Source organism: Thalassiella azotivora (assembly GCF_054781695.1).
The window spans coordinates 1-12,354 of sequence record NZ_BAAGTX010000041.1 but is presented as its reverse complement, the minus strand read 5'-3'; the positions used below and the strand labels follow the sequence as shown (position 1 = coordinate 12,354).

Annotated in this window: 12 protein-coding genes; all 12 read left to right on the top strand. The window is 76.2% G+C overall.

What is annotated here, in order from left to right:
* The first annotated feature begins 826 nt into the window (after positions 1 to 826).
* Positions 827 to 1,675, top strand: coding sequence for a serine/threonine-protein kinase (locus ACYVQV_RS18750; RefSeq protein ID WP_461024841.1), 849 nt, complete (start codon positions 827 to 829; stop codon positions 1,673 to 1,675).
* Positions 1,668 to 2,063, top strand: coding sequence for a tetratricopeptide repeat protein (locus ACYVQV_RS18745; protein ID WP_461024840.1), 396 nt, complete (start codon positions 1,668 to 1,670; stop codon positions 2,061 to 2,063). The genes ACYVQV_RS18750 and ACYVQV_RS18745 overlap by 8 nt, the downstream gene beginning before the upstream one ends.
* 101 nt (positions 2,064 to 2,164) lie before the next feature.
* Positions 2,165 to 3,208: an HAD-IIA family hydrolase gene (locus tag ACYVQV_RS18740; protein ID WP_461024839.1), complete on the top strand. Its 1,044-nt coding sequence runs from the start codon at positions 2,165 to 2,167 to the stop codon at positions 3,206 to 3,208.
* A gap of 56 nt (positions 3,209 to 3,264) precedes the next feature.
* On the top strand, positions 3,265 to 3,972 hold the full coding sequence (locus ACYVQV_RS18735; protein ID WP_461024838.1) for a hypothetical protein: 708 nt from the start codon (positions 3,265 to 3,267) through the stop codon (positions 3,970 to 3,972).
* Positions 3,969 to 4,256 (top strand): hypothetical protein, encoded by a 288-nt coding sequence (locus ACYVQV_RS18730; RefSeq protein WP_461024837.1) that lies wholly within the window; start codon positions 3,969 to 3,971, stop codon positions 4,254 to 4,256. The genes ACYVQV_RS18735 and ACYVQV_RS18730 overlap by 4 nt, the downstream gene beginning before the upstream one ends.
* Positions 4,256 to 5,107, top strand: a complete 852-nt coding sequence (locus tag ACYVQV_RS18725; protein ID WP_461024836.1) for a TlyA family RNA methyltransferase — start codon at positions 4,256 to 4,258, stop codon at positions 5,105 to 5,107. The genes ACYVQV_RS18730 and ACYVQV_RS18725 overlap by 1 nt, the downstream gene beginning before the upstream one ends.
* The gene (locus ACYVQV_RS18720; protein ID WP_461024835.1) at positions 5,104 to 6,012 is read left to right on the top strand and encodes an NAD kinase; all 909 of its coding nucleotides are present in this window, start codon (positions 5,104 to 5,106) and stop codon (positions 6,010 to 6,012) included. Before ACYVQV_RS18725 ends, ACYVQV_RS18720 begins: the two co-directional genes overlap by 4 nt.
* Positions 6,013 to 6,027: 15 nt before the next feature.
* A complete protein-coding gene (gene recN / locus ACYVQV_RS18715) occupies positions 6,028 to 7,731 on the top strand; it encodes a DNA repair protein RecN (protein ID WP_461024842.1) in 1,704 nt (567 codons plus the stop codon).
* A 58-nt stretch (positions 7,732 to 7,789) separates the two neighbouring features.
* Positions 7,790 to 8,992 (top strand): putative cytokinetic ring protein SteA, encoded by a 1,203-nt coding sequence (gene steA / locus ACYVQV_RS18710; RefSeq protein ID WP_461024834.1) that lies wholly within the window; start codon positions 7,790 to 7,792, stop codon positions 8,990 to 8,992.
* An 82-nt stretch (positions 8,993 to 9,074) separates the two neighbouring features.
* The gene (locus ACYVQV_RS18705) at positions 9,075 to 10,061 is read left to right on the top strand and encodes a copper transporter (protein WP_461024833.1); all 987 of its coding nucleotides are present in this window, start codon (positions 9,075 to 9,077) and stop codon (positions 10,059 to 10,061) included.
* Positions 10,058 to 10,891 (top strand): hypothetical protein, encoded by an 834-nt coding sequence (locus tag ACYVQV_RS18700; RefSeq protein WP_461024832.1) that lies wholly within the window; start codon positions 10,058 to 10,060, stop codon positions 10,889 to 10,891. Before ACYVQV_RS18705 ends, ACYVQV_RS18700 begins: the two co-directional genes overlap by 4 nt.
* A partial coding sequence (gene murJ, locus ACYVQV_RS18695; protein ID WP_461024831.1) for a murein biosynthesis integral membrane protein MurJ occupies positions 10,888 to 12,354 on the top strand: 1,467 nt, incomplete at its 3' end. The genes ACYVQV_RS18700 and murJ, both read left to right, overlap by 4 nt.

The following is a 12,354-nucleotide window of genomic DNA, read 5'->3' as shown; positions in this document are numbered from 1 at the left end:
GGAGACCGCGTGGGAGAGTAGGACACCGCCGGACAACCATTCGATGACGGTCACCCCCACACCCGGGGGTGACCGTCATCGCATTCCCACACCCACCACGTCCTGTCCGGTGACGTAGCGTCGTCTGTGACGATGAGGAGGACCCGTGTCCGAGCAGGAACCTGACCGGTTCGAAGAGCGTCGCCCCGGGGGGCGGCGTCCGGCGCCTCGAGGAGGGTCCGGGGAGCCGCGGCGTGGCAGCGGTGACCCTGAGCCGGGCGACCGGCAGGCTCCCCGTTCCGGCGGCGGCCGATCGGGAGCGCCCAGGGGCAGTGAGCGCCGCGCAGGCGAGCCGGCTGCGCGGGGGGAGAGGCCGTCGTACCAGCGTGGTCGCGCCGAGGGTGGAGGCTCGGCCGGGCGACCGGAGCGACGCGAGAGGGGGCGGTCGGGTGGCTCGCGTGACGACGGCTCCCGCGACCGCCGTGGTGGCGCGCCGTCCGGTCGGGGCCGCGGCGAGGGGTCGTCCGGTCGATCGGAGCGGGGCGGGCGGCCGCCGAGTGAGCGACGTCCCGGGGGCTCGGGGCGTGAGAGCCGTGATCTCGGTTCGGGACGGCCCGGCGTCGGTGAGCGCACCCGGGTCGACCGACCGGCCGACCCCGCGCTGCCCGACGAGGTCACGGGCCAGGAGCTCGACCGTCAGGTCCGCGCTGAGCTGCGGACGCTCTCCAAGGAAGGGGCGGCGCAGGTCGCGCGTCATCTGGTCCGCACCTTCCAGCTGATCGACGAGGACCCGCAGCTGGCGTTGCGGCACGCCCAGGCGGCGCAGCGCCGTGCCGGACGTGTCGGCGTGGTTCGGGAGGCCACCGGGCTCGCCGCCTACCGGGCAGGCGAGTACGAGCTGGCGCTGCGTGAGCTGCGCACCGCCAGGCGCCTCACCGGCAGCCAGGAGCACCTGCCGGTGATGGCCGACTGCGAGCGGGGTCTGGGACGCCCTCAGCGTGCGCTCGAGGTCGCAGCGTCCCCTGAGGCGGCGACGTTGGACCGCTCCGGTCGCCTCGAGCTGCTGATGGTCGCTGCCGGAGCGCGTCTCGACCTCGGGCAGGCCGACGCGGCCGTCGTCATGCTGCAGGTCCCCGAGCTCGAGCGGGGACGCGGGCAGGTCGCCGCCCGGCTGATGTCCGCCTACGCCGACGCGTTGGAGGCGGCCGGTCGCGCGTCGGAGGCGCGCGCCTGGCTGCTGCGCGCGGCTGAGCAGGACGAGGACGGCTCCACGGGTGCGGCCGAACGCGTGGGGTTCATGGAACCCGAGCTCATCACGGACCTGCTCGAGGACGACCCGCTCGCCGACCCCGTCCCGGCGGTGCGCACCGACGCCGGGTCGGACGACCGCGGCGCGAGCTCGGCCGGTCCTGAGGTGACCTCGCCGGGTGGCGGCGTCGCGGGCCCGACGCGTCCCGGTGCCGGCCCCGCCCCCGACGTCCCCGTCAGCGGCACGCCGGACCGGGAGGACTCCGAAGGCGCGACCGGGCGAGAGGACGAGCTGCCCGGTGCCGGGACGGGTCCAGGTGCGTCGACCACCGACCTGCTGTTCTCCTCGGCCGGCGACCAGCCCGCGCCGGCGCCCGGCCGAGGCGACGAGGGCGGCGCCGGGGAGGACGACGCCGTGGAGGACGACGAGGCAGCCGGCCGTGACTGACGCGGAGGAGAGCCCGGTCTACGAGTGGTACGAGCAGGGTCGGCGTCTGCACGCCAACGGGGACGCGGCAGCGGCCGCCACGGTCCTGGCCCGGGCCCTGCGCGCAGCCCCCGAGTCGGCGAGCCTGCTGGAGGCGTGCGCGCGCGCCCAGTACGACGCCGGTCAGTTCGGGGACGCCTCGGAGAGCTTTCGGCGACTGGTGGACCGCAGCCCGGACGCCGACTACGCCCGCTTCGGCTACGGCCTGGCGCTCAGCCGCCTGGGCAGGTTCACCGAGGCGGTCGAGCACCTCGAGGCCGCGGCGGTGATGCGGCCGGATCGCACCGAGTACCTCGAGCGGCTCCGGCAGGTCCGGGCCACCGTCCGCGCCCGGCGGGACGAGTCGTGACCGTCGACGGTGTGCGCCCCGACGGTGTGCGTCCGGACGGTGTGCGTCCGGACGGTGTGCGTCCGGACGGTGTGGATCCGGACGGTGTGGATCCGGGCGGTGTGGATCCGGGCGGTGACCTGCTGTCCGGTCACGACCTGCTGCTGCTCGACCTCGACGGTGTCGTGTACGTCGGCGGGGAGGCCGTGGGCGGAGCCGTGTCCGCCCTCGCCGAGGTCCGCCGCCGCGGCGTCCCGATCGCCTTCGCGACCAACAACGCCTCGCGGACCCCCGACCAGGTCGCCGAGCACCTCGTGGCGCTCGGGGTCGACGCCGCACCCGACGAGGTGGTCACCTCGTCGATGGCGGCGGCCGCCGTGGTCGTCGAACGGCTCGGTGCGGGCGCGCGGGTCCTGCCCGTCGGTGGGCCCGGCGTCCGCCTGGCCTGCGAGAGTGCTGGGCTGGTGCCAGTCGACGGCGCGGACGACGGGCCGGCGGCCGTCGTCCAGGGGTACGGACCCGACATCGCGTGGCGCGACCTCGCCGAGGTGGCCTACGCCGTCCGCGGTGGCGCGTGGTGGGTGGCCACCAACACCGACGCGACGCTGCCGACCGAGCGGGGCCCAGCGCCCGGCAACGGCTCGCTCGTGGCCGCCGTCCGGCACGCCGTCGAGGTCGACCCCACCGTCGCCGGCAAGCCGGAGCCCGCGCTCTTCCAGCAGGCCGCCGCGCGGGTCGGCGCGGACGACCCGCTGGTCGTCGGGGACCGGCTCGACACCGACGTCGCTGGGGCGCGCGCGGCCGGGTTCCGCAGCGTCCTCGTGCTGACCGGCGTGAGCGGTGTCGACGACCTCCTGCGCTGCCCGGCGCCGCAGCGGCCCGACGTGGTGGTCAGCGACCTGCGCGCGCTCCACGCACCGGTGCCCGCGGTGCGCACCGGAGACAGGACGGTCTCCTGCGGAGGCTGGACGGTGCGGCTGTCGCCCCACAGGGAGGTCCAGGCCCGGCACGAGGGCGGGCGGGCCGGTGCCGATGCTGAGGGTCGCGTCGACCTCCTGCGCGCCGTGACCGAGCTCTGCTGGGGCGTCGTCGACGCCGGGGACCGGCTGCCCGCCGTGCCCGACGACGTCCGATCGAGCCTGCCGGGCCGTCCCCAGGCGTCCTGACCGAGCCAGCCGCCGACGGTGCCGGACGGTAGCGTGAGGGCGACGAAGGAGGCGTGATGGACACCTGGCGCGCGTACGCGCAGATGGCCGCTGGTCTCGGGGAGGTGACTGCGCACCGGGCCCGGGAGATCGCGAAGGGCGTGCTGGGCGACGGTGGGGTCGTGGGTTCCGCCCCCGCGGTCGCCGGCTCGGTGACGGCCGTCGCCGAGGACCTCCTGGCGGCGGCGCGAGCCAACCGGGGGGTGCTCAAGGACCTCGTGGCGGGTGAGGTGGACAGGGTCGTCGGTGGCCTCGGCATGGTCACCGGTGCCGACCTCACCGCAGTGCGCAAGCGCGTCGCCGCGCTCGAGCGGCAGGTCGAGACCCTGGAGACGTCGCTGCGCGCGCTGGAGGCGGCGGGTCGTCCGGCTGCCCCCGCGGTGAGCGAGCCGGCGCCCGGCGCCGCCCCGGCCGCAGCGGCGCCCGCTCGCGCGAGGACCACGAAGGCACCCGCCCGCAAGGCGACGGCGCCCGCCGCTGGTGCGCCGGTGAGGAGGTCGGCGGCGAGGAAGGCGGCAGCGACGACGTCGACGTCGCAGAGCGCCCCGGCGAAGAAGGTCTCGGCGAAGAAGGCCTCGTCGAAGAGGGCCCCGGCGAGGAGCGCGTCGTCGAAGCGCGGCGCGAGCAAGGGCACCGCGAGCACGAAGAGCACGGGCAGGGTGACCGCGACCCCGGCGGACGTGGCGGCTGCCGTCCGCGACGCCCCGCAGGAGGACGCGACGTGACGCTCGACCCCACCGACGACGTGCCCGCACCCTCCGCGCCGCCCGGGCGGGCGGAGGACCCGGCGGACGGGCGGGACTCCGCACCAGCCACTGGACCGACCGCCCAGCCCGAGGCCGCGGACGCGGTTGACCCCGTGGCGTCGCGGACGGGGGACGAGACCGTCGACGCGGTGCTGGATCGGCTCGCGTCCGTGGACGACGGGACGCCGCTTCCGGAGCGCGTGCAGGTGCTCGTCGAGGCCCACGAGGCGCTCCAGCGCCGGCTGACCGCGGCGGACGGCTGATGGCCCGTCGGCAGCGCCTCGACGCCGAGCTCGTGCGCCGCGGCCTCGCCCGGTCGCGCCAGCACGCCGCCGAGCTCGTCGCCGACGGTCGGGTCGCCGTGGCGGGTCGTCCCGCCAGCAAGCCGGCGACGCAGGTCGAGACGTCCGCCGCGCTCGTCGTCACCGAGGCCGCCGACGGGCCGGAGTACGTCAGCCGCGGCGCGCACAAGCTCGTCGGCGCGCTCGACGCCTGGCCGGACGTCCGCGTCAGCGGCCGACGGTGCCTCGACGCGGGCGCCTCGACGGGAGGGTTCACCGACGTCCTGCTGCGGCGGGGAGCGGCCCAGGTGGTGGCGGTCGACGTCGGCTACGGCCAGCTGGCCTGGTCGGTGCGCTCCGACGACCGCGTCACCGTGCTCGACCGCACGAACGTCCGCGACCTGCTCCCCGAGCAGGTCGGGGGCCCCGTCGACCTCGTCGTCGGTGACCTGTCGTTCATCTCGCTGCGCCTCCTGCTCGGACCGCTGGCGTCGGTCGCCCGGCCGGACGGCGACCTCCTGCTCATGGTCAAGCCGCAGTTCGAGGTCGGGCGGGAGCGGCTCGGGGCCGGGGGCGTCGTCCGGGACCCCGCCCTGCGGGCGCAGGCCGTGCTCGACGTGGCGGCGGCCGCCCTCCTCACCGGGCTCCAGGTCGAGGGCGCGGCGGCCAGCCCGCTACCGGGGCCGAGCGGGAACGTGGAGTACTTCCTGCGGCTCCGGCACCGGCGCGCCGGCGAGGAGCCGGTCGGCGAGGCCGTCCTGCGCGCCATGGTGGAGGACGCGGTCGAGGCCGGGCCGCACGACGGGCCGGAGCGCAGGCGGGGCGCGTCGTGAGCGCCGGTCGCAAGGTCCTGCTCATCACCCACACCGGACGGCCCGAGGCCGTCAGCGCGACCCGCGAGGTCGTCGTCCAGCTCGGTGAGTCGGGACTGGAGCCGGTGATGCTGGCCGAGGAGCTCGACGAGGTGCCGGGCCTGGCCGAGCTGCACGTGGACGTCGCCTCCGCGGCGCTCGAGGACGCGGTCGACGGCGCGGAGATCGTCGTGGTCCTCGGCGGGGACGGGACCATCCTGCGGGCGGCCGAGCTGGTGCGTGAGCACCCGGTCCCCCTGCTCGGGGTGAACCTCGGTCACGTCGGCTTCCTGGCCGAGAGCGAGCGGGAGGACCTCGCCGAGGCGATGCACCGCGTGGCGGCCCGTGACTACCAGGTCGAGGAGCGCATGACCCTCGACGTCCAGGTCAGGGCGGCCGGTCGCGTCGTCGGTCGCTCCTGGGCGGTCAACGAGGTCAGCGTGGAGAAGGCCAGCAGGGAGCGCATGATCGAGCTGGTCACCGAGGTGGACGGCCGTCCGGTGAGCACCGTCGGCTGCGACGGGGTGGTCATGGCGACCCCCACCGGGTCCACGGCGTACGCGTTCTCGGCGGGAGGACCGGTCGTCTGGCCCGAGGTGGAGGCGCTGCTCATGGTGCCCATCTCGGCGCACGCGCTGTTCGCCCGCCCCCTCGTGGTGTCGCCGTCGTCGCAGCTCGCCGTCGAGGTGCTGGCGCCCGAGGACGGTGGCGTCCTGTGGTGCGACGGCCGGCGACGGATCGACCTGCCGCAGGGGTCACGGGTGGAGGTCACGCGCGGTCGGCGCCCCGTCCGGCTCGCCCGGTTGGCCCGGGGGCCGTTCACCGACCGGCTGGTGGCGAAGTTCCGCCTGCCCGTCGAGGGCTGGCGCGGACCGGTGAGGGGGTAGAGGGTGCTCGAGGAGATGCGGATCCGCGGCCTCGGTGTCATCGAGGAGGCTACGCTCGACCTGGCGCCCGGGCTGACCGTGGTGACCGGCGAGACGGGTGCCGGCAAGACGATGGTCGTCACCGGCCTCGACCTCCTGCTCGGGGGGCGCGCCGACAGCGGGGCGGTGCGCAAGGGCGCCTCGTCCGCGGTCGTCGAGGGACGCTTCCGGGTCGACCCCGACGGCCCGGTCGCGCGCCGGGCGGGGGAGGCCGGCGCCGAGGTCGAGCCGGTCGACGTCGACGGCCCGGCCGCCGAGCTGATCGTCGCGCGCACCGTGGCGGCCGGTGGCCGCAGTCGCGCCCACCTCGGAGGGCGCAGCGTCCCCGTGGGGGTCCTCGCCGAGCTGGCCGACGACCTCGTCGCCGTGCACGGCCAGTCCGAGCAGCTGCTCCTGCGCTCGCCGGCCCGTCAGCGGGACGTGGTGGACCAGTTCGCGGGGGCCCCGGTCGCCGACCTCCTCGTCCGGTACCGCGAGCGCTACGGCCGCCGCCAGGAGCTGCGGGCCCGGCTGGAGGAGATCACCACCCGGGGCCGGGAACGCGCGCAGGAGGCGGACGTCCTGCGCCTGGGGCTCGCCGAGCTCGAGCGCGTCGACCCGCAGCCGGGCGAGGACGTCGCCCTGGAGGCCGAGTGGCAGCGGCTGTCGCACACCGAGGACCTGCGCGCCGCAGCCGGTCAGGCCCACGGGGCGCTCACCGCGGACGAGCTCACCGCCGACGTGGCAGCCGACGCGGCGACGCTGGTGGAGGGGGCGCGCAAGGCCCTGGAGGCCGTGGCCGCCCACGACGAGGCGCTCGGGGGGCTGGCGGGACGCCTCGCGGAGATCGGGTACGCGGTCACCGACGTGGCGGCGGAGCTGTCCGGCTACCTGACCGCCCTGGACGCCGACCCGGCGCGGCTGCAACAGGTCCAGGAGCGGCGGGCCGAGCTGACGGGTCTGACCCGGCGGTACGGCGAGGACGTCGACGCCGTGCTGGACTGGGGTCGTCAGGCGGCCGCTCGCCTCGACGAGCTGGTGGACGACGACGAGCGCGTCGAGACGCTGCGGGCCGGGCTGTCCGCGGTCGAGACCGAGCTGGAGGACGTGGCCGGCAGGCTGCACGACGCCCGGGTCGCCGCCGGCCAGCGGCTCTCGGCCGCCGTCAGCGCCGAGCTCACCGCCCTGGCCATGCCCCACGCCGTGCTGGGCGTCGAGGTGGTGCGCGCGGCGGAGCTCGCGCCGCACGGTGGGGACGACGTCACCCTGGTGCTGACCCCGCACGCCGGCGCCGAGCCGCGACCGCTGGCGAAGGGGGCGTCCGGCGGCGAGCTCTCCCGCGTCATGCTGGCCCTCGAGGTGGTGCTCGCCGGCTCCGACAGCGTCCCGACGTTCGTCTTCGACGAGGTCGACTCGGGGGTGGGTGGCAAGGCGGCCGTCGAGATCGGGCGTCGGCTGGCGCGCCTCGCCCGAGGGGCCCAGGTCGTCGTCGTCACGCACCTGCCGCAGGTCGCGGCCTTCGCCGACCGGCACCTGGTCGTGGTGAAGTCGGACGACGGCCAGGTGACGAGCAGCGGCGTGCACCGGCTCGACGAGGCCGAGCGGGTGCGCGAGCTCGCGCGGATGCTCGCCGGTCAGGAGGACTCCGCGACCGCGCAGGCGCATGCCGAGGAGCTGCTGGCCTCGGCGCGCGCGCAGTGAGCGCGGCCACGGCCCCGCGTGCGCGGCGGGGTCGCCGGGGCGTGGGAGCATCGTGGCGATGAGACGTCTGCTGCGCCGCCGATCCGAACCCGAGCCCGAGGAGGGCGTCGCGGGGACCGTCCGCGTCGACAGGCGGACGAAGGACCTCGCGAAGCGCCTCCAGCCCGGCGACATCGCGGTCATCAACCACATGGACATCGACAAGGTGGCCGCGGACTCGCTCGTGGCCGCGCGGCCCGCGGCGGTGGTCAACGCGGCGCCCAGCACGTCCGGGCGCTACCCCAACCTCGGGCCGGAGATCATCCTCGAGGCCGGTGTGCCGCTCGTCGACGGCACGGGCCCCGAGGTGATGACGCGGGTGCACGAGGGCCAGCACGCCCACCTCGACGGTGAGCGTCTCGTGGTCGACGGGCAGGTGGTCGCCGAGGGCACGCTGCAGACCGCCGAGACGGTGGCCGCGGCGATGGAGGAGGCCAGGGCGGGGCTGGCCGTCCAGCTGGAGTCGTTCGCCGCCAACACGATGGAGTACCTGCGCCGCGAGCGCGAGCTGCTGCTCGACGGCGTGGGCGTCCCTGACGTGAGCACGGACTTCGAAGGGCGCCAGGTCCTCATCGTGGTGCGCGGCTACCACTACAAGGAGGACCTGGCGACTCTGCGGCCGTACATCCGCGAGTACCGGCCCATCATCATCGGCGTGGACGGCGGGGCGGACGCGGTCCTGGACGCCGGGTACAAGCCGGCGATGATCGTCGGCGACATGGACTCCGTGTCGGACAAGGCGCTCACCTGCGGCGCCGAGGTCGTGGTGCACGCCTACCGGGACGGCCGGGCACCCGGCCTGGAACGGGTGCAGTCCCTCGGTGTCGAACCGGTCGTCTTCCCCGCGACAGGGACGAGCGAGGACGTCGCGATGCTGCTGGCGGACGACAAGGGCGCCTCGCTCATCGTGGCGGTCGGCACGCACGCGACGCTGGTGGAGTTCCTCGACAAGGGCCGGGCCGGGATGGCGAGCACCTTCCTGACGCGGCTGCGGGTGGGCGGCAAGCTCGTCGACGCCAAGGGGGTCTCGCGCCTGTACCGGCAGCGGATCTCCAACTGGCAGCTGACCGTGCTCGTGCTCGCGGGGCTGTTCGCGCTGGGGGTGGCGTTGGCGTCGACCTCGGCGGGGCAGACCTTCTACCAACTGGTCGGTGGACGGGTGGACGACCTCGTGACCGTCGTGGCCGACTGGCTGCGGTCCCTGGTCGGTGGTGGGCCGTGACCCGGCGACGCCGGCCAGCAGCCGCCGCCGACGGCCCGACCGACGGCCCGACCGACGCCCAGACGACGACGAGGAACGACACGTGATCGACTTCCGCTACCACCTGGTCTCCCTGGTGTCGGTGTTCATGGCGCTCGCGATCGGCGTCGTCCTCGGCGCCGGTCCGCTCCGCGACGCCATCGGCGACCAGCTGAGCAACCAGGTCGAGGGCCTGCTCGAGGACAAGACGGCGCTCCAGCAGGCGGTCGCCAACCGTGACGCCCGCATCGCCGAGCGGGACGCGTTCATCAGCGCGGTCGCCCCCCAGCTCGTGTCGGGGCAGCTGGGTGGTCGCTCCGTCGTCCTGGTGACCCTGCCGGGGGTCCAGGACCAGGACGTCGAGCAGGTCAGCGCCCAGCTCGACGCCGCCGGGGCCTCGGTCAGCGGCCGGGTGGCGCTCGGCGGCTCGTGGTTCGACCCGGGACGCGGCGAGGAGCGCGCCGACGTCGCAGACGCCCAGGGCGCGCTGCTGCCGCAGCCGCCGGCCGACGACGCGGAGGCGGAGGAGGTGCTGGCTGACGTGCTGGCGCACCTCGTCGTCACCACCGACCTCCTCCGGGCCGGGCAGGCCGACGAGGAGGCACGGGCGGGGCTCGAGGCGCTGGCGTCCGAGGACCTCGTCTCGGTCGAGGGTGCGCCGTGGTCCCGGGCGTCCGTGGCGCTGGTCGTGGCCCCGGGGCCGGCCGACCTCCCGGAGGCGGACGACACCGCCTGGCAGGACGCCGAGGAGGCGGCGGTGCGGACGCTCGTGACCGCCCTGGACGAGGCGGGGGGCGGCACCGTGCTGGCCGGGCCGCTGAGCTCGGCGGGGGAGAACGGGCTGGTCGCCGCGGTGCGTGGGAGCGACGCCGCGTCGGTGGTCTCGACGGTCGACACGCTGGACGCGCCGACCGGGCGCGTCGCCGCCGTCCTCGCGCTGCGTGAGCAGCTCGCCGGAGGGGTCGGCCACTACGGTGCGGGCGAGGGCGCCACGGCGCCGTTGCCCGAGGAGGTGCTCGCCGGAACCGTGACGCCCGGTGCGGACGGATGAGCCGTCTCCTGACGGCCGGAGCGGCGGCGCTGGCGGCGTCCGGTGCGTGGACGCTGCGGCGCCGGGTCCCGGGTGGCGCCCCGCGCTGGGACCGCACCAACCACCGCGGACGGACCCTGAGCCTGCTGGAGGGCCCGGCGTGGACGCTCGGCGCGGCGGCGGGCACCGCCCTGGCGCCCGGTCTGCCGCCCGCGGCCCGCGCGGGGGCGGTGCTGGCGGTCACCGGGGCGGGGTTCTTCGGGGCCGTGGACGACCTCACCGAGACGGGGTCCGACAAGGGGCTGCGCGGGCACCTCGGCGCACTGGCCCGCGGTCGCCTGACCACGGGTGGGCTGAAGGTCCTGGGCATCGGTGCGACCGGTCTGGCGGCGGCGCGGCTGCTGACCGCGGGCGAGGGGGACTCCCACGGCGTCCGTCGTGCGGTCGAGGTGGTGGTGGCCGGCGGTGTGGTCGCCGGCGCGGCCAACCTCGCGAACCTGCTGGACCTGCGGCCGGGGCGGGTGCTGAAGGTCACCGTCCTGACCGCGCCGGCGCTGCTCGCCGGTCCGGTCAGCGGGCCGCTGGCCGCGGCCGCGGTCGGTGCCGGTGCGGGCGTCGTCGCCCCGGACCTCGGGGAGCGGGCGATGCTCGGTGACTGCGGCGCCAACGCCGCGGGGGCGCTGCTCGGCGCGGCGGCGGTGACGAGGCTGGGCCCGGGTGGCCGGGCGGGGGTGCTGGCGGGCCTGGTCGCGCTGACGCTGGCCAGTGAGCGCGTGAGCTTCACCCGGGTGATCGAGCGGACACCGGTCCTGCGCGAGCTCGACGCCCTCGGCCGGCGCCGCGGGGCGTGAGCGCCCGCCGGCTCGGCGCCGGGATCGCCGGCGCGGCGGCCCTCATCGCCGTGATCACCGTCCTGTCCCGGGTCGTCGGGTTCGGCCGGACGCTGGTGTTCTCCGGAACCGTCGGCACGACCTGCGTCGGTGAGGCGTACACGGCCGCCAACACCCTCCCGAACGTGCTCTTCGAGGTGGCCGCCGGCGGGGCGCTGGCCGGGGCCGTCGTGCCGCTGGTCGCCGGTCCGGTCGCCGCGGCCGCGTCCGGGCGGGGGCACGAGGTGGCAGCGCACCGGGCGCAGGTCGACCGCACCGCCTCGGCCCTGCTGACCTGGGCCGTGCTGGTCCTGCTGCCGCTCTCCCTGGCCGTGGCGCTGCTCGCCGGGCCGGTGATGGAGCTGCTCCTCGACGAGGAGGACTGCCCGGGGCAGGTGGCTCTCGCGACCCGGATGCTCGTGGTGTTCGCCCCGCAGGTCGTGCTCTACGGGGTCGGCGTGGTCCTCAGCGGCGTCCTGCAGGCGCACCACCGGTTCGGCTGGCCGGCGGCCGCCCCGCTGCTGTCGAGCCTGGTCGTGATCACCGGCTACCAGGCGTACGCGGTCACCGCCACGCAGGGTGGTACCCGTCCGGGTGCCGTCGCCGAGGCATGGCTGGCGTGGGGGACCACGGCCGGGGTCGCGGTGATGACGCTGCCCCTGCTGCTCCCGGTGCTGCGGTGCGGTGTCCGGTTGCGCCCGCGCCTGTCCTTCCCCGCGGGGGTGGCGCGCCGCGGCCGGGCGCTGGCCGCGGCCGGGCTCGCCGCCCTGCTGGCCCAGCAGCTCAGTGTCCTGGTCGCCCTGAGGATGACCACCGACCGCGGGGCCACCGGCGCGATCAACGTGTTCACCTACACCCAGGCCGTGTACCTGCTGCCGTACGCGGTGCTCGCGGTGCCGCTGGCCACCGCCGCCTTCCCGCGCCTGAGCGCCAGGGCGAGCGCGGGGGACCACGAGGGGTACGCCCGGACGGCGGCCACGACGACCCGCGCGGTCCTGCTGGTGTCCTTGGCGGGGGCCGCGGTCCTCGTCGCGTCGGCGGGGTCGGTCGAGGCGTTCTTCCGCTCGATCGACCGCGGTGAGGTCCGCGGGATGGCGGCGGCGCTGGCGGCCATCGCGCCGGGCCTCGTCGGCTTCGCCCTGATCGCCCACGTCGGCCGGGCGTTGTACGCGCTGCACCGTGGTCGGCAGGCCGCCGTGGCCACGGTCACCGGGTGGGGCGTCGTGGTGGTCGGCATGGTCGTGGGGGCCGTCCTGGCACCTCGCCCCGTGGACGTCGTCGCGGGTCTGGCGGTAGGGAGCTCGCTCGGGATGACGGTCGCCGGCGTGCTGCTCGTCCGCGCCCTCGCGCAGGACCAGCAGCAGCATCGAGGCGACGAAGAGGTTCAGGTAGGCGAAGAAGCGGCGCCGGTCGGGGTCGTTCTCCATGTAGGCCACGGAGTAGAC

Coding starts and splice junctions, on each gene's coding strand:
- ACYVQV_RS18735 (WP_461024838.1), top strand. CDS start 3,265: ATGGACACCTGGCGCGCGTACGCGCAGATGGCCGCTGGTCTCGGGGAG.
- ACYVQV_RS18725 (WP_461024836.1), top strand. CDS start 4,256: ATGGCCCGTCGGCAGCGCCTCGACGCCGAGCTCGTGCGCCGCGGCCTC.
- recN (WP_461024842.1), top strand. CDS start 6,028: ATGCGGATCCGCGGCCTCGGTGTCATCGAGGAGGCTACGCTCGACCTG.
- steA (WP_461024834.1), top strand. CDS start 7,790: ATGAGACGTCTGCTGCGCCGCCGATCCGAACCCGAGCCCGAGGAGGGC.
- ACYVQV_RS18700 (WP_461024832.1), top strand. CDS start 10,058: ATGAGCCGTCTCCTGACGGCCGGAGCGGCGGCGCTGGCGGCGTCCGGT.